The organism is Curtobacterium salicis, from assembly GCF_011759505.1.
Taxonomy (GTDB): domain Bacteria; phylum Actinomycetota; class Actinomycetes; order Actinomycetales; family Microbacteriaceae; genus Curtobacterium; species Curtobacterium salicis.
On the sequence record NZ_JAAOYO010000001.1, the window covers coordinates 738,631 to 759,245 of the forward strand.

General features: G+C 72.5%; 15 protein-coding genes and 1 pseudogene. 3 read left to right on the forward strand and 13 right to left on the reverse strand.

Annotated elements, in window-relative coordinates; all coding sequences use genetic code 11:
- Nucleotides 1-9: 9 nt before the first annotated feature.
- From E9228_RS03525 to hrcA, 3 genes are read right to left on the reverse strand one after another with little or no spacing between them, the layout of a single operon-like run.
- Nucleotides 10-774 (reverse strand): 16S rRNA (uracil(1498)-N(3))-methyltransferase, encoded by a 765-nt coding sequence (locus tag E9228_RS03525; protein WP_166779178.1) that lies wholly within the window; start codon nucleotides 772-774, stop codon nucleotides 10-12.
- The gene (dnaJ, locus tag E9228_RS03530) at nucleotides 774-1,886 is read right to left on the reverse strand and encodes a molecular chaperone DnaJ (RefSeq protein ID WP_111077593.1); all 1,113 of its coding nucleotides are present in this window, start codon (nucleotides 1,884-1,886) and stop codon (nucleotides 774-776) included. The genes E9228_RS03525 and dnaJ overlap by 1 nt, the downstream gene beginning before the upstream one ends.
- A gap of 51 nt (nucleotides 1,887-1,937) precedes the next feature.
- Nucleotides 1,938-2,960, reverse strand: a complete 1,023-nt coding sequence (hrcA, locus tag E9228_RS03535; RefSeq protein WP_166779179.1) for a heat-inducible transcriptional repressor HrcA — start codon at nucleotides 2,958-2,960, stop codon at nucleotides 1,938-1,940.
- 119 nt (nucleotides 2,961-3,079) lie between these two features.
- Between hrcA and E9228_RS16905 the strand changes: the two genes are divergently transcribed.
- Nucleotides 3,080-3,595, forward strand: a complete 516-nt coding sequence (locus tag E9228_RS16905; RefSeq protein ID WP_252727528.1) for a DUF4870 domain-containing protein — start codon at nucleotides 3,080-3,082, stop codon at nucleotides 3,593-3,595.
- Between the two features lie 9 nt (nucleotides 3,596-3,604).
- Here the strand turns inward: E9228_RS16905 and hemW are convergent, their stop codons facing one another.
- A complete protein-coding gene (gene hemW / locus E9228_RS03545; RefSeq protein ID WP_166779180.1) occupies nucleotides 3,605-4,822 on the reverse strand; it encodes a radical SAM family heme chaperone HemW in 1,218 nt (405 codons plus the stop codon).
- Between the two features lie 29 nt (nucleotides 4,823-4,851).
- Here hemW and E9228_RS03550 point away from each other — a divergent pair, with 29 nt between their 5' ends.
- The gene (locus E9228_RS03550; RefSeq protein WP_166779181.1) at nucleotides 4,852-5,544 is read left to right on the forward strand and encodes an HAD family hydrolase; all 693 of its coding nucleotides are present in this window, start codon (nucleotides 4,852-4,854) and stop codon (nucleotides 5,542-5,544) included.
- Between the two features lie 136 nt (nucleotides 5,545-5,680).
- Here the strand turns inward: E9228_RS03550 and E9228_RS03555 are convergent, their stop codons facing one another.
- The 3 genes from E9228_RS03555 to E9228_RS03565 form a co-directional block, all read right to left on the reverse strand.
- Nucleotides 5,681-6,328 (reverse strand): DUF1990 family protein, encoded by a 648-nt coding sequence (locus E9228_RS03555; RefSeq protein ID WP_341849751.1) that lies wholly within the window; start codon nucleotides 6,326-6,328, stop codon nucleotides 5,681-5,683.
- Nucleotides 6,325-8,172: a translation elongation factor 4 gene (gene lepA, locus E9228_RS03560; protein ID WP_166779182.1), complete on the reverse strand. Its 1,848-nt coding sequence runs from the start codon at nucleotides 8,170-8,172 to the stop codon at nucleotides 6,325-6,327. The genes E9228_RS03555 and lepA overlap by 4 nt, the downstream gene beginning before the upstream one ends.
- A gap of 123 nt (nucleotides 8,173-8,295) precedes the next feature.
- The gene (locus E9228_RS03565) at nucleotides 8,296-9,462 is read right to left on the reverse strand and encodes a pyridoxal phosphate-dependent aminotransferase (RefSeq protein ID WP_166779183.1); all 1,167 of its coding nucleotides are present in this window, start codon (nucleotides 9,460-9,462) and stop codon (nucleotides 8,296-8,298) included.
- Nucleotides 9,463-9,665: 203 nt separating this feature from the next.
- Here E9228_RS03565 and rpsT point away from each other — a divergent pair, with 203 nt between their 5' ends.
- The gene (gene rpsT / locus E9228_RS03570; protein WP_110903137.1) at nucleotides 9,666-9,926 is read left to right on the forward strand and encodes a 30S ribosomal protein S20; all 261 of its coding nucleotides are present in this window, start codon (nucleotides 9,666-9,668) and stop codon (nucleotides 9,924-9,926) included.
- Nucleotides 9,927-10,096: 170 nt separating this feature from the next.
- Here the strand turns inward: rpsT and holA are convergent, their stop codons facing one another.
- The 6 genes and pseudogenes from holA to cydD all read right to left on the reverse strand — a co-directional run bounded on the left by holA (nucleotide 10,097) and on the right by cydD (nucleotide 20,605).
- On the reverse strand, nucleotides 10,097-11,116 hold the full coding sequence (gene holA, locus E9228_RS03575) for a DNA polymerase III subunit delta (RefSeq protein WP_166779184.1): 1,020 nt from the start codon (nucleotides 11,114-11,116) through the stop codon (nucleotides 10,097-10,099).
- Between the two features lie 794 nt (nucleotides 11,117-11,910).
- Nucleotides 11,911-13,389, reverse strand: a pseudogene (locus E9228_RS17685) (ComEC/Rec2 family competence protein); the annotation flags it as partial.
- A 317-nt stretch (nucleotides 13,390-13,706) separates the two neighbouring features.
- Nucleotides 13,707-14,420 (reverse strand): ComEA family DNA-binding protein, encoded by a 714-nt coding sequence (locus E9228_RS03590; RefSeq protein WP_166779185.1) that lies wholly within the window; start codon nucleotides 14,418-14,420, stop codon nucleotides 13,707-13,709.
- Nucleotides 14,421-14,595: 175 nt separating this feature from the next.
- Complete coding sequence (gene leuS / locus E9228_RS03595) at nucleotides 14,596-17,157, reverse strand: leucine--tRNA ligase (RefSeq protein WP_166779186.1); 2,562 nt, start codon at nucleotides 17,155-17,157, stop codon at nucleotides 14,596-14,598.
- Nucleotides 17,158-17,207: 50 nt separating this feature from the next.
- Nucleotides 17,208-18,908, reverse strand: a complete 1,701-nt coding sequence (gene cydC, locus E9228_RS03600; protein WP_166779187.1) for a thiol reductant ABC exporter subunit CydC — start codon at nucleotides 18,906-18,908, stop codon at nucleotides 17,208-17,210.
- Entirely contained in the window at nucleotides 18,905-20,605 is a 1,701-nt protein-coding gene (gene cydD, locus E9228_RS03605) for a thiol reductant ABC exporter subunit CydD (RefSeq protein ID WP_166779188.1), read from the reverse strand. Before cydD ends, cydC begins: the two co-directional genes overlap by 4 nt.
- Nucleotides 20,606-20,615 lie beyond the last annotated feature (10 nt).

A 20,615-nucleotide genomic window follows, 5' to 3' on the forward strand; every position in this document is an offset into this window, starting at 1 on the left:
CGAGCGCACTCACCAGCGTCCGAGCCGGGCCTGCAGGACGGCCAGTGCCGCCGGTCCTGCGGTCGAGGTCCGGAGCACGGTGTCGCCGAGTCGGACCCGGACCGCGCCGGACGCCTCGAGCCGCTCGAGCTCGGACGGCTCGATGCCGCCCTCGGGCCCGACCACCAGCGCGATCTCGTCGACGTCGGTCGGTGGCTCCCAGGTGGCGAGTCGCACCGAGGCGGTCGGTTCCAGCAGGACCAGCTGCCGACGTGCCTCCTGGCCGTCGTCCGCCGCCGCTGCGCCCGCGCCGCCGGCGAGCTGCGCGGTCGTCACCGGCGCGACGACCTCGGGGACCCGCGCACGCACGGCCTGCTTCGACGCCTCTTGCGCGATCGCCGCCCACCGGGCACGGCCCTTCTCGACCTTCGGGCCGTCCCAGCGCGAGACGCTCCGCGCCACGGACCACGGCACGACCCGGTCGACGCCGATCTCGGTGGCGGCCTGCACGGCCATCTCGTCGCGGCCGCCCTTCGCCAGTGCCTGCACGAGCGTCAGTGACGGGCGCGGGGCCGGTTCGACGCCGACGGTCGCGACGGTGAGCAGGAGCGAGTCCCGGCCCACCGACGCGACCGTGCCGGCGACGACCGTGCCGCGGCCGTCCGACAGCCGCAGCTGCTCGCCGACGCGGACCCGCGACACCGTCACCGCATGACGACCCTCGGCGCCGTCGAGCGACACCTGGCCACCCACCGTGACGTCGTCGAGGGTGTCGACGAGGTAGAGCGAGGCCATCAGAAGTTGAAGAACCGGTCGCGGAGCTTGCCGAACATGCCCTGCTGGAAGCGGGACAGCTGCGGGGCGCCGGCCTTGTGGGACTTCGCGAGTTGTTCGACCAGCTGCCGTTCCTTGTGCGAGAGCTTGCTCGGGGTGACGACCTGGATGCCGACCTTCAGGTCACCGCGACCGGACCCGCGGAGCTTGGTGACACCGCGGTCCTTGATGACGAGGACGTCGGCGCTCTGCACTCCCGGTCGGAGTTCGAGCTCGACCGGTCCGTCGAGGCCGTCGATCGTCGTCGTGGCACCGAGGATCGCGTCGGTCATCGGGACCTCGAGCGTGGCCAGGAGGTCGTCGCCGTCACGGCTGAAGACGTCGTGGTGCCGGACGCGGACCTCGAGGTACAGGTCGCCGGCGGGACCACCGGCCGGGCCGACCTCGCCCTGGCCGGGCATCTGCAGGCGGAGGCCCGAGTCGACGCCGGCAGGCACGTCGACCGGTACGGTGCGACGGGCGCGGACACGGCCCTGACCCTGGCAGGTCGGGCAGGGGTTCGGGATGACGGTGCCGTAGCCGCGGCAGGTGCCGCACGGGGCGCTCGTCACGACGTTGCCGAGGAGCGAGCGGACCTGGCGCTGGATGTGACCGGTGCCGCCGCAGATGTCGCACGTCTGCGGGCTCGTGCCGGGAGCGCAGCAGGAGCCGCCGCACGTGTCGCAGAGCACCGCGGTGTCGACCTCGAGGTCCTTGTGCGTGCCGAAGACGACCTCGTCCAGGTCGACCTCGAGCCGGAGCAGGGCGTCGCCACCGCGCTCGGCACGGCTGCGCGGCCCGGTCCCCCGGCCACCGCCACCACCACCGCCGCCGAAGAAGGCGTCGAAGATGTCGCTGAACCCGCCGGCTCCGGCTCCGAAGCCGCCGTCCTGCGGTCCGGCGTCGAAGCGACGGCGCTGCTCGGGGTCGCTGAGGACGTCGTACGCGTGCGTGACGTCCTTGAAGCGCTCGGCGGCGTCAGGGCTCGGGTTCACGTCCGGGTGCAGTTCACGGGCCAGCCGCCGGTACGCCTTCTTGATGTCGGCGTCGGAGGCGTCGCGCGGGACGCCGAGGACGTCGTAGTGGTCTGCCAAGTGTTCCTCAGGGGGTGCGTGGGTGGACGGGGTGGGAGGGGTGTCCGGCGGTCAGTTCTCGCCGAGCAGCCGGGACAGGTAGCGGGCGACCGCACGGACCGCGGCCATGTTCGTGCCGTAGTCCATCCTGGTCGGGCCGAGGACGCCCAGTCGGGCGATCTCACCGCGGGCGGCCAGGTAGCCGCCGGCGACGATGCTCGTGGCGTCGAGACCGTACTCGGCGTTCTCGCGCCCGATGCTCGCCGCCACGGCGATGTCGTCGACCTGCATCTCGCCGAACAACCGGAGCAGGGTGACCTGTTCCTCGATCGCTTCGAGCACGGGGAAGAGGCCGCCGGAGAAGTCCTGCTCGCTCTTGGCCAGGTTCGCGGCGCCGGCCATGAGCAGGCGGTCCTGCCGGTTCGCGGCGACCTGCTCGATCAGACTCGCGACCACGACACCGGCGAGCGGCTGCACCGCGGGTCGGAGCTGTACCGGGATCTCGCGCAGGGCCCGTGGGGCGTCCTGCAGCAGCAACCCGACGGTCGCGCCGTTGACGAGGGTGCGGAGTTCGGAGAGCGCGGACTCGTCGAAGGGGACGTCGGTCTCGATCACCCGCTGCTCGACCCGGGCGGTGTCGGTGATGAGGACCACCATCAGCCGGGTGTCCGCGAGCCGGACGAGCTCGACGTGCTGGACCCGCGCGTGGCCCATCGTCGGGTACTGCACCAGAGCGACCTGGTTCGTCAGCTGACTGAGCAGCCGGACGGTGCGGGTGAGGACGTCGTCGAGGTCGTTCGACGCCCCGAGGAAGGTCTCGATCGCCTGACGCTGCGCCCCGGAGAGCGGTCGGGCAGCGGCCAGGTGGTCGACGAAGACCCGGTAGCCCTTGTCGGTGGGGACCCGGCCGGACGAGGTGTGCGGGGCGATGATGAGCTGCTCGTCCTCGAGCTGCGCCATGTCGTTGCGGATCGTCGCCGCGCTGACCCCGAACGCGTGGCGCTCCACGATGGTCTTCGAGCCGACGGGTTCACGGGAGGCGACGTAGTCACGCACGATGGCCTTGAGGACCTCGAGGCTCCGTTCGCTGACCATCGGTTCCCTCCGCTCGTGTCGATCAGTCCGGCTGGCACTCTCAGGTGCCGAGTGCTGATCCTACGCCTGACCGCCGACCGGACGGGACTTCTCCACGGGCGTCTCGGTACGCTGCGGGCATGAGCGACGGACAGGGACACGGCGGCCCCGGCGACCAGTACCCGGGCGGCGGGCAGCCCGGCGGGAAGTACCCGGGCGGGCCGTACCCGGGCGGGCAGCCCCAGGGCGGCCAGTACCCGGGCGGGCAGTACGGCGGTGGCCAGCAGCCCGGGCAGCAGTACCCCGCCGGCTACCAGCCCCCGCAGCCGATGAGCCCGGAGGACCAGCGGCTCTGGGCGACCCTGACGCACGTCGGCGGGATCTTCTCCAACGTCCTGGTGCCGATCATCGCCTACTTCGTCCTGCGGGACCGCGGGCGGTTCGTCCGGGAGCACACCCGGGTGGCGCTGAACTTCCACATCACCATGGCCATCGCCTACTTCGCCGGCATCCTGACGTCCGTGCTCGGCATCGGGTTCCTCGTCATCACGGCCGCTGGCATCGTGTCCATCGTCTTCGGCATCATGGCCGCCCTCGCCGCGAACCAGGGGCAGTTCTACCGGTACCCGCTCACGATCGAGTTCGTGAAGGCGTAGCGGCCCGACTCAGTCCAGGAGGTCGCGGACCACGGCGTCGGCGAGCAGTCGTCCCTGCAACGTCAGCTCGAGCGACCCACGCAGCGCTGCCCGCCCGTCCACGAGACCGCGGGCGATCAGCCCGGCGACGCGACCACGCGCCTCCTGGCGGAGCTCGTCGATCCGCAGCTCACCGCGGACGCGCGCCGCCAGCAGGACCCGCTCGACGTAGCGGGTCTCGTCGTCGAGGGTCTCGCGACCCGCAGCCGGGGACACGTCCTGCAGCACCTTGCCCGCGTAGGCGGCCGGGTGCTTGACGTTCCACCACCGGGTGCCGGCGACGGCCGAGTGGGCGCCCGGGCCGACGCCCCACCAGTCGTGGCCCTTCCAGTAGGACAGGTTGTGCCGACTGGCGTGCTCGGGGCCGCGGGCCCAGTTCGAGACCTCGTACCAGTCGTACCCGGCGTCGCGGAGCACCTGGTCGGCGAGCTCGTACATGTCCGCAGCCAGGTCGTCGTCGGGCGCGGGCAGCTCGCCGCGCGACACGGCACGGCCCATCGCGGTGCCGTCCTCGACGATGAGCGAGTACGCCGACACGTGGTCCGGGGCGCAGGCGATCGCCGCGTCGAGCGAGGTGCGCCAATCGTCGAGCGACTCCCCCGGCGTCGAGTAGATGAGGTCGAGGCTGACGTCCAGGCCCTGCTGCTTCGCCAGGTCCACGACGACCGGCACGCGCTCCGGGTCGTGCGTGCGGTCGAGGGTCGCGAGCACGTGCGGCACGGCCGACTGCATGCCGTAGCTCATCCGGGTGAAACCGGCGCGCTGCAGGGTCCGGATCGAGTCCGCGTCGACGGAGTCCGGGTTCGCCTCGGTCGTGACCTCGGCCCCGGGCAGGATCCCCCACGTGTCGTCGATCGCCCGGAGGATCATGGCCAGGTCGGAGGCCGGCAGCATCGTCGGGGTCCCACCGCCGAAGAACACCGTCGAGACCGGGCGGCGCGGGACACCGGAGCGCTCGAGCACCTGGTCGGCGAAGGCGATCTCTCGCAGCGCGTGGCCGGCGTAGTCGTCACGACGCACCCCGCGGAGCTCGGACGCCGTGTACGTGTTGAAGTCGCAGTACCCGCAGCGCACCCGGCAGAAGGGCACGTGGACGTAGACGCCGAACGGGACGTCGCCCGCTCCGGGTGCCGGTGCGACCAGTCCGTCCGAGGGAGCGGGATCGGCGATCGGCAGAGCACTCGGCATGGAGACCATTGTCCGTCATCATGGACGGCATGGAGCACCACCCGGTCACCACCACGGTCCTCTGGGACATCGACGGCACCCTCGTGCGCAACGCCGTGTCTCCGGGGAACCTGTACCACCTGGCGCTCGAACGGGCGCTCGGCCGCGATCTCCCGCAGCTCGTCGGCCACCAGCACGGTCGGACCGACGCCGGCATCATCGTCGAGCACGTCCGCGCCCACCGGCTCGACGACGACCTGGTGCCGACCGTCAGCGGCCACCTCCGGGACCTGTCCGAGGAGCGGCACCGCTCGGGCGACCGCCGCACCCCTGCCCCGGGAGCGGTCACGCTGGTCCGGCGCTTCGCCGGACTCGGCTGGCGGAACGGCCTGCTGACCGGCAACTCCGCCTACCGCGCCCGCGTCAAGCTGCTCGGCGCGGGCTTCGACGTCGACCTATTCGACTGGGAGCACTCGTACTTCGGCGACACCGAGGTCGAACGGGCCGGCGTCACCGCCGTCGCCGCGGCCGCGCTCTCCGGCACCCGGGCGGTCATCGTCGGCGACACCCCGCGGGACGGTGAGGCGGCCGACGCGGTCGGGATCCCGTTCATCGCGGTGGCGACCGGCGCGTACGACGTCGCGGCACTCCGGGGAACGAGCGCGGTGGCCGTGGCACGGGACTGCGTGCAGGACGCGGGACTCATCGAGGACGCGATCGCGGGGCTCGCGCCGCTCGCCTGACCAAGCCGGCGATCTGCCTGCTGGTCCCCGTCGGTCCTGTCGGCCCGGGCGGCCCTGGTGCTGACCGACGGGCACGGGGCGTGCCTCCCGGCCGGGAGGCACGTGACCGGTCGACCGGACCGGTCACACTGTCGGGTCAGTCGCCGCGCAGGGCTGCGAGGTACTTCTCCGCCATCACGCGCTGCTGGCGGCGCAGCAGCGGCGCGACGAAGCGCCACTTGCGACTGGCCGGCTGCGAGAACTGGCGGACCTGCAGCCAGACCGAGCCGTCCGGGGTGCGCTCGACGACGAAGGACTCCTCGCCCGAGAGCGGGTGCCCGTCGAGCGTCCCGTAGGCGAAGCCCTTGCGGTCGCGCTCGTCGATGATCGCGACGACCCGCACCGGCGCCTGCACGGTCTGCCCGAAGGCGTGCATCGTCAGTGTCGCCGTCGTGCCCGCCGTGATGAGCGGGGTGCCGTCGGGCGTCGTCTTCTCGACCCGGGGGGTGCCGATCGAGGCCGGGGCGATCGGGACGCCCTGCTCGTCGAAGGTCACCGGGTTGTAGCGGACCTCGTCGTCCTCCGGCGTGTCCTCGACCTGGACGCCCATCCCGCTGCGCTCCTGGATCTGCCAGGTGAGCGCCTGCATGACGGCGGTCTCGAACCGCTGGTCGCCATGCCCGATGCGTGCGCGCGACTCGGCCGGCACGAAGCCCTCCGGCGGGTACGTCATGAGGTCCGAGGCCTGCGTGGCACCGACTGCGCCGTACGTCAGCGCCGTGCGGTGCTGGTGGCCGCGACTCACTTCTTCTTCTCTTCCACGTCACCGGAGAGTGCGGCGATGAAGGCTTCCTGCGGGACCTCGACCCGGCCGATCGTCTTCATGCGCTTCTTGCCCTCCTTCTGCTTCTCGAGGAGCTTGCGCTTGCGGGTGATGTCACCGCCGTAGCACTTCGCCAGGACGTCCTTGCGCATCGCGCGGATGCTCTCACGGGCGATGATGCGGGCGCCGATCGCCGCCTGGATAGGGACCTCGAACTGCTGGCGCGGGATGAGCTTGCGCAGGCGCTCGGTCATCAGCGTGCCGTAGGCGTACGCCTTCTCGCGGTGCACGATGGCGCTGAACGCGTCGACCTGGTCGCCCTGCAGCAGGATGTCGACCTTGACGAGGTCGGCGGACTGGTCGCCGGTGGGCTCGTAGTCGAGGCTGGCGTAGCCCTGCGTCTTGCTCTTCAGCTGGTCGAAGAAGTCGAACACGATCTCGCCGAGGGGCATCTCGTAGCGGATCTCGACCCGGTCCTCGCCGAGGTACTCCATGCCGAGCAGGGAACCGCGGCGCTGCTGGCAGAGCTCCATGATCGCGCCGACGTAGTCCTTCGGCGCCAGGATCGCGGCGCGGACCATCGGCTCGCGGACCTCGAGGATGCGGCCGGTCGGGAACTCGGACGGGTTCGTGACCTCGGTGACCTCGTTGTCCTCGGTCGTGACCGCGTAGACCACGCTCGGGGCGGTGGTGATGAGGTCGAGGTCGAACTCGCGGGACAGCCGTTCGGTGATGATCTCGAGGTGCAGCAGGCCGAGGAAGCCGCAGCGGAAGCCGAAGCCCAGCGCGACGCTCGTCTCGGGCTCGTACACGAGCGCGGCATCGGAGAGCTTGAGCTTGTCGAGCGCTTCGCGGAGCACCGGGTAGTCGCTGCCGTCGATCGGGTACAGACCCGAGAACACCATCGGCTTCGGGTCCGTGTAGCCCGGCAGCGCCTGGGTGGCCGGACGCAGGGCGCTCGTCACCGTGTCGCCGACCTTGGACTGACGGACGTCCTTCACACCGGTGATGAGGTACCCGACCTCGCCGACCGAGAGGCCCTTCGTCGGGGTCGGCTCCGGGCTCGACACCCCGATCTCGAGGATCTCGTGCGTCGACTTGGTCGACATCATCTGGACCTTCTCGCGCGGCTTGATCGAGCCGTCGATCATGCGCACGTAGGTCACGACGCCGCGGTAGCTGTCGTAGACGGAGTCGAAGATCATCGCGCGGGGTGCGGCGTCGACCGTGCCGACCGGTGCCGGCACCGTGCGGACGACCCGGTCGAGCAGTTCGGCGACGCCCTCACCGGTCTTGCCGGAGACACGGAGCACGTCCTCCGGCTTGCCACCGATGAGCTGGGCGAGCTCGGCCGCGTACTTCTCGGGCTCCGCCGCCGGCAGGTCGATCTTGTTGAGGACCGGGATGATCTCGAGGTCGTTCTCGAGCGCCAGGTACAGGTTCGCGAGCGTCTGCGCCTCGATGCCCTGCGCGGCGTCGACGAGCAGGATCGCGCCCTCGCACGCGGCCAGGGAGCGGGAGACCTCGTACGAGAAGTCGACGTGCCCGGGGGTGTCGATCATGTTCAGCGCGAAGGTCTCGCCGTCGAGCTCCCACGGCATGCGGACGGCCTGCGACTTGATGGTGATGCCGCGCTCGCGCTCGATGTCCATCCGGTCGAGGTACTGCGCGCGCATCGCCCGGTCCTCGACGATGCCGGTGATCGACAGCATGCGGTCGGCCAGCGTGGACTTGCCGTGGTCGATGTGCGCGATGATGCAGAAGTTGCGGATCGCGGCGGCCGGCGTCGAGGCGGGCTCGAGCGGCGCAGATGCTTGTGGGCTCACGGTTCCTCGGGGTGGGTCGGACGGTCCGTCGATTGTCCCATGCTCACGCCTCGGCGGCGCGCAAGCCGGTCCGCGGTCGGCGCGGTCCGGTCGTGCTGCGCTCGCCCGTCGGTCACGCACGGGTCACGCGTCGGTCGCGTGCATGCCCGCCGTCGGGACCGGCAGCGCGCCGAGGCCGTGTCGGAGGTCCTCGGCGGACGCCGCCAGGCACACCCGGATCCAGCCCTCGCCGGTCCGGCCGAACGCACTGCCCGGTGCGACCGCCACCCGCTCGCGCTGGAGGAACGCCAGGGCCCACTCGGCGACGTCGCCCTGCGTGGCGTGGGAGACGTCGATCCACAGGTAGAAGGCGCCCTGCGGGTCGTTGTACCGGATGCCGGCGGCGTCCAGGACCCCGGTCGCGATCTCGAGGTTCTCGCGGTAGTGCTCGCGTGCGTCCTGCACCGGGGAGTGGTCGCCGACGATCGCCGCGAGGGCCGCCCACTGGTCGGGCTCCGCCACGCAGCTGATGATCGACTCCTGCACGGTCCGCATCGTCGGGCCGAGGCCCTTCGGCGTCACGAGGTAGCCGACCCGCACACCGGTCATCGCGTACGTCTTGCTCAACGAGAAGGCCGAGAAGACGCGGTCGTCGTCGTCGAGCGACGCCAGGCTGACGTGGCGGGTGCCGTAGGTGAAGTACTCGTAGACCTCGTCGCTGATCACCCAGAGGTCGTGACGCTTCGCCAGTGCCAACAGGTCCCGCAGCGTCTGCTCGCCGAAGACCGTGCCGAGGGGGTTGGACGGCGAGTTCACGATGATGGCCCGCGTGCGGTCGGTGATCCGCGCCTCCAGGGCGGCCAGGTCGGGCTCGAACCCGTGCGCCGGCGACAGCTGGTACGGCACCGGGTCGGCACCGATGATGTGCGCGTTCATCGTGAAGGTCGTGTACCCGGGGTCCGGCACCAGGACCTCGTCGCCCGGCGAGAGCACGAGCGTCATCGCCGTGAACAGGGCCTGCGTGGCCCCGACCGTGACCCACACCTGCTCGAGGTCGACGTCCATCCGGTTCTCACGGTGGAGCTTGTCCTGGATCGCCTGCCGCAGCTGCGGGATGCCGCCGTTCGGGCCGTAATCCGTGCGGTCCTCGGCCCAGGCGCGACGTGCGGCATCGGCGATGTGCTTCGCGACGGGGACGTCCGGTTCGCCGATCACGAGCATCGTCACGTCGTCGAGGAGGGCCGCCTGCTCGAACACCCGGCGGATGCCCGACGGTGGGACGGTGTCGATGCGGGGCGCGAGGGACGGCATGCCGACACCGTATCCGCTCGGGTTCGCGCGTCCGCCTCCCGGCCACGCGGACCGTGTCGGGCTTTGGTCCGGACGGGTCGGCCTGGTAACGTTTGTCGCTGGCTTACGCGTTCCGTCGCCCACGGGTGGAACGCGATGCGACGAAGGGCCCCTCTACCCGGGATCGCAACCACCCGTCCGAGACGAAACCAGGAGCAACACGCATGGCGAACATCAAGTCGCAGCTCAAGCGAATCAAGACCAATCAGAAGGCCACCGACCGCAACAAGGCGTACAAGTCGGAGCTCAAGACCTACATCCGCCACACCAACGAGGCGATCGCCACGGGCGACAAGGACAAGGCCGTTGCCGCCCTGTCGCTCGCGTCGAAGAAGCTCGACAAGGCCGTGAGCAAGGGTGTCATCCACAAGAACCAGGCCGCGAACCGCAAGTCGGCCATCGCGAAGAAGGTCTCGGCTCTCTGAGTCGTCGACCTCTTGCCTCAGCTCTGAGGCGCTGACGAAGGCCCCGCACCGTTGGTGCGGGGTCTTCGTCGTTCCCGGGGGCGGTGTGGTGCCGGGCACCGGCACGGGCACAAGGCGGCCGACGGGCGCAGGACCGCGGAATCGGCGACCCCCGGGAGGCTCGCTGCCGGTCAGCGCTCCTCGCCGCGCCGGGCGATGGTCCGGACCATCACCTCGAGCGCGAAGTGGGCGTCGCGGGAGCCGCCCTTCACCGCGGCGTCGGCGGCCGCGATGCTCGTGATGGCGTTGGCCAGGCCGGCTTCACTCCAGCCGGCGACGTCGCGCTGCGCACGCTGGACCTGCCACGGCGCCAGACCGAGCGCTGAGGCTGCCTGGCCGCTCGACCCCCGGAAGGAGCTGACCTTCGCCATCGTGCGGATCTTGCTCGCGAACGCGGCGACGATGGGCACGGGCGCCTCGCCGGTCGCGAGGGCATGCCGCAGTTCGACGATCGCCGGAGCCGACCGTCCGGCCAGGGCGATGTCGGCCACCTTGAACGCGTTCGTCTCGACCCGCCCGCCGTAGTACTTGTCGACGGTGCGGTCGGTGATCTCGGCTGCTTCGTCGGCGAGGAGCTGTCGGCAGGCGGCGGCGAGTTCGGCGAGGTCGTCCGCGAAGGCCGCCACGAGGGTCCGGACGGCGGAGGGGGCGATCTTCCGCCGGGCAGCGCGGAACTCGGCGTTGACGAAGTCGATCCGGTCGGTGTCGCGCTTGATCTCGTCGCACTGCACCTCGATGCCGCCGCCGACCCCGCTGCGGATGGTGTCGAGGAGCTTCTTGCCACGGACTCCCCCGCCGTGCCGGAGCACGAGGGTGACGTCGTCGGCGGGGTTCTGCAGGTACGAGATCGACTCGGTGATGAACGCGTCCGTGCACTTCTCGACGTTCGTGACGCGGACCAGTCGGGGTTCACCGAAGAGGGACGGGCTCGCCAACGTCGACAGCAGCCCGGGTGCGTACTGGTCTGCTTCGAGGTCGTGCACCTCGAGCGCCGGGTCCTCGCCGACGAGCAGGTCGCGGAGCATGCCGATGGACCGCTCGGCCAGGAACGTCTCGGCACCGGTGACCAGGACGACCGGGGCCGGACGGATGGCCGACCACGGGATCTGGTCGATCTTCGCTGCGGCGCGCGCGGGCTTCTTGGCGGGCATGCGGGTCCTTCCGGTGGTGCTGGGCGACGACGACGGCCGTCCCGGTGCAGCGGCGGCACCGTGCCGGTCGGCGTCGCACCGATCCTACGGGCGGCGGCCGACGCCCCGGCGTCGCGCTCGGTCCACACCTCGACCGGCGGCCGACCGGCGCCCGCGTCCGCTCCGCCGCCCGCGTCCGCTCCGGGACCCTCGTCCGCTCCGGGACCGTCGTCCGCTCCGGGACCCGGACCGCCGTGGTCGCTCCCACCGCGGACCACGATCGTCCCCGACCGGTCCGTCCGGTACGGCAGCGTGCCGGCGGCCGCGAGCATCTCCAGCGCGCTCGGCGTCGGGTGGCCGTAGTCGTTGTCCGCGCCGACCCCGATCAGGCCGATCCGGGCCGCGAGCACCCGGTACAGCTCGGGGTCCTGGTCGGCGGACCCGTGGTGCGCGACCTTCACGACGTCCACCGGCGACCCGGCTGCCGTCGGCGCGACCCGCAGGAGCCGCCGTTGCGCGTCCTCCCCCAGGTCGCCGAGGAGCAGCGCACTGACACAGCCCGCGCAGGGTCGTCCCGGTGCCGGATCGACCCGGAGGACGATGCTCGCCGCATTGCCGGCCCGATCGTCACCGTCCGGCGGCCAGAGCACCCGCCACCGGAGGTCCCCGAGCAGGCCGCCGGTGCCGTCCGATGCCCGACGGACGTCGACTCCCGCGCTCCGGAGGTCGGCGACCACGCGGGCGTCCGCGGGCCGCCCGACCGGACCGACGAGGCCGGTGTCCGCACGGCCCGCGACCGCCGACACCGCACCGACGTGGTCGCGGTCGAAGTGCGTCAGGACGAGCAGGTCGATCCGGTCCACCCCGAGGAGCGTCAGGCAGGCCGTCAGGCGCTCGGGATCGTCGCCCGTGTCGACGAGGGCCGTCCTGCCAGCGCTCCGGAGCAGGGTGGCGTCCCCCTGCCCGACGTCGCACATCGCGACGGTCCAACCGGTCGGGACCGTGCCACGGACGAGGACCGCGGGTACCGTGACCGATCCCACGCCCGCGACGGCCAGGAGCGCGGCGAGGCCGAGGAGCGCCGTCCGCACCTTCGCCCGGACGAGCACCCCGACCGCGACGGCAGCGCTCACCACCCCGGCGGTGACGACGCCGGCCGCTCCGGACGGCCACGGCGCCGATGCGCCCGGCAGCGCGGCGGCTCCGTGCGCGATGAGCCCGATCCCGGCAGCCGGCACCCACCCCACGGTCGCGAGCAGCCCGGCACCGGCCGGCCACACGGGGGCGAGGAGGCACGCAGCCAGTCCGACGACGGTGGCCACCGGGGCCAGGACCTCCGCCAGCAGGTTCGCCGGTACCGCGTACGTCGGCAGGGCGGCGGACAGCGGGATCGTGACCGGCCAGCAGGCGACCTGCGCGGCGACCGGCACCGCGACGGCGGCGGCGACCGGCGTCCAGACCCGTCGTCGGAGCAGGTCGGTGACGGGTACGGCGAGGACCACGATGCCGGTGGTCGCGAGGACCGAGAGCGCGAAGGCGAACGAGCGGGCCACCCAGGGGTCGACGACGAGCATGCCGACGGCGGCGAGGGCGATCAGCGGGACACCGCGCACCGGGCGTCCGGTCAGGTGCACGAGCAGGACCACGATCGCCATCACGGTCGCTCGTGTGATCGAGGGGTCGGGACGGACGAGCACCACGAACGCGAGCAGCACGACCACCGCCAGGGCGGCGCGCAGCACCCGCGGAGCACCGACCGTGCGACCGAGCAGCACGACGAGACCGACCAGGACCGCGCAGTTCGACCCGGACACCGCGGTCAGGTGGGTCAGTGCCGAGGTCTCCATCGCCTGCTCGGTCTCGGCGTCCAGCCCGGACCGGTCCCCGATCGCGAGTCCGCGGAGGAGCGCCCCGCCCGGCTCCGGCAGGTCGGCGGTGACGGTGGCGAACGCCGCGCGGGCGCGGGCGCTGACGCCGAGCAGTCCGGTCGGGCTGCTCGCGACCCGCACGGTCCCGCGGGCGAACAGCACGACGCTGGTCGGCGAGCCGGGGTCGTCGAGCTGCAGCTGCCCGCGGACGGTGACGACCGACCCGGCCGCCAGCACGCGCGGCCGCGGCTCGTCGAGAGACGGCACGACCCGGATCGGTACCCGCAGGGCGTCCTGACGGGAGGCACGCACCACGACCGCCTCGAGCGTCCCGACCACGGACCGGTCGGCGGGCGCGAGGTCGCGGTCCAGCCGGACACGGGCCTCCAGGCTGTGTCCGGCCGTCTCGCGCACGATCGACGGCATCCGGTGCGCCTGCCCGGCGACGACGGCCACGGCCGTCAGGGCGACCAGCAGGCTCGTCGTGAGGGCCAGCGCCGCGACCGCCCGGACCGTGTCGGACCGTCCGCCGCGGAGGACGACCACGAGCACGGCCCCGGCGGCGACGACCGCGACGGCGAGGACCGTGGCCGCCGCGTCCGGCGTGCCGACCAGCACGGCGACGACGGTCCAGACCACGGCGACCGGTCCCGCCAGCCGGAGGTCGGCGAGTGACGCCCGCAGTGCGCTGCCGTGTGCCGCTCCGGCCGTGGTCCGAGCGGGATCCGACACCGACGCGGCGCTCACACGCGCACCCGGTCCTGCAGTTCGGCGAACCGGCCCTCGCCGATGCCGCTGACCTCGAGCAGGTCCTCGACCGAGCGGAAGCCGCCGTGCTCGTCGCGCCAGGCGAGGATCCGTTCCGCCAAGGCGGGGCCGATCCCGGGCAGGGACTCGAGCGCGGTGGCGTCGGCGGTGTTGAGGTCGACGACCTCCGGCACCGGCACCGCACCCGCGCCCGACCCCGGAGACCCGGCGGAACCGGACGACGAGCCGCCGGTACCCGCACCACCGCCCGCCGGCAGTTCCGCCGGGACGTCCGTCTCGCCGACCCGGGGCACGTACAGCCGCTCGCCGTCGACGACCGGCCGCGCCAGGTTCACCCGTGACAGGTCGGCGTCGGCCGTCGCTCCGCCGGCTGCGGCCAACGCGTCCGCCACCCGTGCATCGGCGGCGACGGTGACGACACCGGCGTGCTCGACCGCGCCGACGACGTACAGCACGGCGGGGGTGGGCGGAGGAGGAGCAGCAGCGGGCGACCGGGACGCCGACCCCGATGCCGTCGGGCTCGCGGCCACGGCCTCCGGCGCCCCGGTCACGACCGCGACCCCGGGCTCGGCCGTCCCGTCCCCGCCGCCACCGCTCTGCCACCCGGCGAGGACGACCGCGAGTGCGAGCACCGCCACGACGCCCACCAGCAGGAGAGCGGCGCGGGGAGACAGCACGAACCGGGACATGTCCGGAGACGCTACGGAGCCGGGCCGGTCGACCGGGCTCCGCACAGGACACCTGTGGACCGTGCCCCGCGCTCTGCGCCCTGTGGAGGAACCAGCGCCGACGGACCGATCCCGGAGGGACCAGCCCGGAGGGACCAGCCTCGAGGGACCGGCTCCGCAGGACGACCGGGAGGGGCTAGCCCTTGATGGCGATGTTGACGAGCTTCGGCGCCCGGACGATCACCTTCACGATCTCCCGGTCCCCGATGTACCGCTGCACCGCGTGCGACGAACGGGCGAGCTGCTCGAGCTCGTCGGCCTCGATCGACTTCGACACCTCGAACGAGTCGCGCACCTTGCCGTTGACCTGCACGACCGCCGTCAGCGTCTCCTGCACGAGCAGCGTCGGGTCGGCCTTCCGCCACCCGAACGTCGCCACCGGGGAGTCGTAGCCGAGCGTCTGCCACATCTCCTCGCCGGTGTACGGCGCGAAGACGCTGAGGCCCAGGGCGATGGTCTCGGCGGCCTCACGGACGGCGGGGTCCGCGGCACCGGGGCCGCTGTCGATCGCCTTGCGGGTGACGTTCACCAGGTCCATGAGCCGTGCGATCACGACGTTGAACTTGAAGGACTCCATCAGCCCGGGGGCGTCGGCCAGGAACCGGTGGGTCGCCTGTCGGACGCTGCGGTCACCGGTGGACCAGACGGCGTCCGGCGTCGAGGTGACGTCGACGGCGATCCGGTAGGCGCGCGCCAGGAACCGTGCGGAGGCCGCGGGCGAGACGTCCTCCCAGTTGATGTCGTCCTCGGGCGGTCCGGCGAAGCCCATCACCAGACGGATCGCGTCGACCCCGTGCGCGTCGAGTTCGTCACCGAGCGACACGCCACCCTTCGACTTCGACATCTTCGAGCCGCCGGAGAGCACCATGCCCTGGTTCAGCAGCGCCGAGAACGGCTCGGTGAAGTCGAGGTAGCCGAGGTCGAAGAGCACCTTCGTCACGAAGCGTGCGTAGAGCAGGTGCAGGATCGCGTGCTCGACACCACCGATGTACTGGTCGACCGGGGCCCACTTGTTGACGAGGGCCGGGTCGAACGCCTGCGTGTCGTCCTGCGGGGACAGGAAGCGCAGGAAGTACCAGGACGAGTCGACGAACGTGTCCATCGTGTCCGGGTCGCGGCGTGCCGGGCTGCCGTCGGCCGGGTTCGGGACGTTCACCCAGTCCGTCGCACCGCCGAGGGGCGAGGTGCCCTTCGGCTTGAGGTCGAGGCCCTCGGTGTCCGGCAGGACCACGGGGAGCTGGTCCTCGGGCACCGGGTACTGGGTGCCGTCCTCGCCGTGGATGATCGGGATCGGGGTGCCCCAGAAGCGCTGCCGCGAGATGAGCCAGTCGCGCAGGCGGTAGGTCTTCGCGGCGCGACCGGTGCCACGCTCCTCGAGCAGGCTGATCGCCGCGGTGATCGCGTGCTGCTTGCTCATGCCGTCGAGCGGCCCGGAGTTGATCATCCGACCGGCGCCCGTGAGGGCCTCGCCGGTGGCGAGCGGGTCGAGCGTGGGGACGTCGAAGTCGTCGAGCGTCGCCCCCTCCGGGATGACGGGGATCGCGCCGGTCACGGCGGCGTTCGTGTCGACGACGACCGTCACGGGCAGGTCGAAGGCGCGGGCGAAGTCCAGGTCGCGCTGGTCGTGCGCGGGGACGGCCATCACGGCACCGTGGCCGTAGTCGGCCAGGACGTAGTCGGCGGTCCAGAGCGGCAGGTGTTCCCCGGTCAGCGGGTGGATGGCCGTGCGGCCGAGCGGCACGCCGGTCTTCGGACGGTCGGCGTTCTGCCGGTCGATGTCCGAGGCCTTCTGGGTGGCGACCAGGTAGTCCTGGAACGCGGCGCGGGTGGCGTCGTCGACGGACGGGTCCGCGACGAGTTCGGCGGCCAGGTCGGAGTCCGGGGCGATGACCAGGAAGGTCACGCCGTGGATGGTGTCCGGGCGGGTGGTGAACACGGTGACGGGTTCGTCACGGCCCTCGATGACGAAGTCGACGTCGGCACCGACCGAGCGGCCGATCCAGTTGCGCTGCATGGCGATGACCTTCGACGGCCACCGGCCCTCGAGCTGGTTCAGGTCGTCGAGCAGCCGGTCCGCGTAGTCCGTGATCTTGAAGTACCACTGCGTCAGCTTCTTCTTGACGACGACGGCGCCGGAGCGGTCCGAGGTGCCGTCGGGCAGGACCTGCTCGTTGGCCAGGACGGTCTGGTCCACCGGGTCCCAGTTGACCCAGCTGTCCTTCCGGTACGCCAGGCCCTTCTCGTACATCTTGAGGAACAGCCACTGGTTCCACTTGTAGTACTCGGGGTCCGAGGTGTGGATCTCCGTCGACCAGTCGAACGACGGCGCGTAGCGCTTGAAGGACGCCTTCTGCTGCGCGATGTTCGCGTAGGTCCAGTCCTTCGGGTCGACACCGCGCTTGATGGCCGCGTTCTCGGCGGGCAGCCCGAAGGAGTCCCAACCGATCGGGTGCAGCACGTTGAAGCCCTGCTGGCGCCAGTAGCGCGCGACGAAGTCCCCGAGTGCCCAGTTCTCGGCGTGCCCCATGTGCAGGTCGCCGGACGGGTACGGGAACATCTCGAGGATGTACTTGCGCGGGCGCTTGTCGTCGGGGTCGGCGGTGAAGAGGCCGAGCTCTTCCCACCGCGCCTGCCACTTCTGCTGGATGCGCCGGAAGTCGTAGGTGTGCGGGTCCTCGACGTGCTGCTCGATGGTCACGGTCGTCAACGATACAAGCCGGGAGGCACGTCCCGCGTCCGTGCGTCGGCTCACGCCGCGAGCAGGCGTCCGTCCCGCATCCGCAGGGTCCGGTCGACGAGGTCCGCGGGCACCGGCACGTGCGACACGACGAGGAGGGTGCGTCCGGCAGCGCGGGCGGTCGTCACGAGGTCGCGGAGCACGGTGTCGCCGAGGTCGGGGTCGATGTCGGCGGTCGGCTCGTCGAGCACCAGGACCGGGAACGCGTGCAGGAGCGCCCGGGCCAAGGCCAGTCGGTGTGCCTGTCCGCCGGACACGAGCGAGCCGCGCTCCCCCACCCCGGCGTCGAGTCCGCCGCGCCGTCGGACCCAGTCGCCGAGCCCGACCCGGTCGAGCACGGCGAGCAGGTCCTCGTCCGTCGCGGTCTCCCGCGCGAAGAGCAGGTTCTGCCGGACGGACTGGTCGAAGACGAACGGGTCCTGTTCGATCAGCCCGACGCGGACGCGGACGGCGTCGGGGTGCATGCTCCGCGCCTCCGTCCCGTCGAGGGTGTAGCTGCCGGTGTGGTCGACGAAGCGGACGAGGGCGTCCACCAGCGTGGACTTGCCGGCTCCGCTCGGACCGCTGAGCACGACGACCTCGCCGGGCTCCAAATCGAACGAGACCCCGTCGACCGCCGGCGTCGGTGCGCCCGGCCAGCGGACCGCCAGGTCACGGACCCGCACCGTGACGGTCGGCGGTGCGACGAGGTCCGCGGCACGGGCTGCGTCCTCGGGCTCGGGCACCAGGCCGACCGGCAGCTCCGCGGGGACCACCTGCTCGACGCGGTCGGCGGCGGCCCGGACGCGTCGGAGGGTGAGGACGGCGAGCGGGACCCCGCCGACGACCTCGAACAGGGCGAGCGGGACGAACACCGCCAGTGCCCAGAGCGGACCGTCGAGGGCACCGGTGACGACGGCCGGGGCGCCGACGGCCAGGACGCCGAGGACCGCGGCCCCGCCGACCAGACCGACGAGTGCGCCGACGAGGGACTCGACCGCACCGCGGCGGCGGACGGCGCGGGTGACACGGTCGTCGAGCCGCGCGACCTGGGCGAGCCGTTCCTCCAGCGAGCCGTAGGCGACGAAGACGTCGAGCGTGCGGACGGTGTCGAGCACCAGGTTCGCGACGTGCCCGCGGTCGGCGGCGGTCTCGACGTCGGAGCGACGGGCGACCGCGGCCGTCACGAGCGTCCCGACCAGTGCGGCCACACCGAGGGCGAGCAGCAGCACGAGGGCGGCCGGGAGGGAGACGACCGCGACGGCGACGACGGAGAGCAGCGCGGTGACGCCCGCCGAGACGAGCGGTCCGACGACCCGGATCGGCAGGTCCTGCAGCCGGTCGGTGTCGGTGACGAGCCGCGTCATCAGGTCGCCGCGCCCGGTCGACCCGAGCCCGGCCGGCGCGACCGAGGCGAGCCGCCGGTACATCTCGGTGCGCACCACGGCGAGCTGCCGGAACGAGGCGTCGTGTCCGGCGAGCCGGTCGACGTAGCGGAACACGGCACGCCCGAGCGCGAAGGCCCGGACGCCCACCATGACGAGGGTCAGGTAGAGGATCGGCGGGTGCTCGGCGGCGCGGGTGATGAGGTACCCGCTCGCGGCGAGCAACGCGACCCCGCAGAGCGCGCTGAGCACGCCCGCGGCGACCGCCTTCGCCCAGCCGCGCCCACGGGGCAGGGCGAGCCGGAGGACGGAACGGGTGCGTGCCTCCCGGGCAGGGCCGCCGCTCATGCGGACACCTCCTGCGGCGACCGGTGGGACGAGACCGTGACGGATCCGGAGGCGCGGATCGCGACGACGACGTCGGCCGCGGCCACGACGGCGGGTCGGTGGCTCGCGACGACGACGACCGCCCCCGCGTCCGCCAGTCGGCGGAGGGCGGCGACGACCTGCGCCTCGGACTCCGCGTCGAGGGCGGAGGTCGGCTCGTCGAGGAGCACCAGCGGGGTGTGCTGCCGGGTCGCGCGGTACAGCCCGCGCGCGACGGCGACGCGCTGCGCCTGCCCGCCGGACAGTCCGGATCCGCCGCTGCCGACCGGGAGGCCCGGGTCGACTCCCAGCCCCACCGCTCCGAGGGCACGCCGCACGTCCGCCGTGTCCGGATCGGCGGTGAGGGCGACGTTCTCGGCGACCGTGCCGCGCACCAGGCGCGGACGCTGGTCGACCCAGGTGGTGCGGTCGCGGGCCGGCAGGTCGGCGCGGCCGGGCACCGTGACCGTGCCGTCGGCAGGGAGGACGCCGCGGATCGCGGCGATCAGGCTGGACTTGCCGGAGCCGCTCGGGCCGGAGAGTGCGACGACGGTGCCGGCCGGCGCGGTGAGGTCGACCGGGCCGATGACCGTGTCGGGGCGGTGCACGGTGACCCCGAGGAGCACGAGGGCTGCGGCGTCGACGGACGCGGCGACGGGCGCGGCATCGACGGGCGCGGCATCGACGGTCCGCGACGGACCGCTGTCCGACTCGTCCGACTCGTCGAGCACGTCGAGGACCGCCTGTGACGCAGCCACCCCGTCCTGTGCCGCGTGGAAGTCGGCGCCGACCTGCCGGATCGGGGCGAACGCCTCCGGGGCGAGGACCAGCACGAACATCGCCGCACCGAGCCCGAGCGAGCCGTCGACCAGGCGGATGCCGATCGAGACCGCGACGAGCGCGACGGACAGGCTCGCGGCGAGCTCGAGGGCGAAGCCGCTGACGAACGACAGCCGCAGCACGCCGATGGTGCCCTGGCGGTACTCGTCCGTGACCTGCCCGATCCGGCCGACCTGGCGGCGGGCACGACCGAACACCTTGAGGGTCGCGAGTCCCTCGACCGCCTCGGTGAAGGCCCCGCCGAGACGGGCGAGCGCGTCGGCCTGCCGCTGCTGCAGCGATCGTGTGGCGAGCCCGATGAGCACCATGAAGACCGGGATGACCGGCATCGCACACACGATCACGACCGCGCTCGTCAGGTCGCCGAAGCCGATCGCGACGAGCAGCAGCGGCGTGGCGACCGCGGTGAGCGCGAGCTGTGGCAGGTAGCGGCCGAAGTAGGCGTCGAGGGCGTCGAGTCCGGGTCCGAGCGTGGTGGCGAAACCGGCGCTCGACCGACCGGAGAGCCACCCGGGGCCCCGGTCGGCCGCGCGCCGGAGCACGGCGGCGCGGAGCTCGCTCTTCACACGAGCGCCCGCGCGGGCGGCGAGGTCGTCGGTCGCCCAGGCCGCGACCGCGCGGAGCAGGAACGCCCCGCCGAGCAGGGCGAGCGTGCCGGCGAACGTGGTGGGGACGACGCCGGCACGGACGGCGTCGACGACCTGGGTCACCGCGGCCGCGATCCCCCACGCGATCGCGATGCTCGCGATCGTCCGGACGGCGCCGGTGCCCGCGGCGGCCACGACGAAGCCGCGCGCCGTCCGGGACAGACGGAGCAGGCGGGGATCGAGCGGCTTCACACGTGCCTCC

Coding starts and splice junctions, on each gene's coding strand:
- E9228_RS03525 (WP_166779178.1), bottom strand. CDS start 774: ATGGCCTCGCTCTACCTCGTCGACACCCTCGACGACGTCACGGTGGGT.
- hrcA (WP_166779179.1), bottom strand. CDS start 2,960: ATGGTCAGCGAACGGAGCCTCGAGGTCCTCAAGGCCATCGTGCGTGAC.
- E9228_RS16905 (WP_252727528.1), top strand. CDS start 3,080: ATGAGCGACGGACAGGGACACGGCGGCCCCGGCGACCAGTACCCGGGC.
- hemW (WP_166779180.1), bottom strand. CDS start 4,822: ATGCCGAGTGCTCTGCCGATCGCCGATCCCGCTCCCTCGGACGGACTG.
- E9228_RS03550 (WP_166779181.1), top strand. CDS start 4,852: ATGGAGCACCACCCGGTCACCACCACGGTCCTCTGGGACATCGACGGC.
- E9228_RS03565 (WP_166779183.1), bottom strand. CDS start 9,462: ATGCCGTCCCTCGCGCCCCGCATCGACACCGTCCCACCGTCGGGCATC.
- rpsT (WP_110903137.1), top strand. CDS start 9,666: ATGGCGAACATCAAGTCGCAGCTCAAGCGAATCAAGACCAATCAGAAG.
- holA (WP_166779184.1), bottom strand. CDS start 11,116: ATGCCCGCCAAGAAGCCCGCGCGCGCCGCAGCGAAGATCGACCAGATC.
- E9228_RS03590 (WP_166779185.1), bottom strand. CDS start 14,420: ATGTCCCGGTTCGTGCTGTCTCCCCGCGCCGCTCTCCTGCTGGTGGGC.
- cydC (WP_166779187.1), bottom strand. CDS start 18,908: ATGAGCGGCGGCCCTGCCCGGGAGGCACGCACCCGTTCCGTCCTCCGG.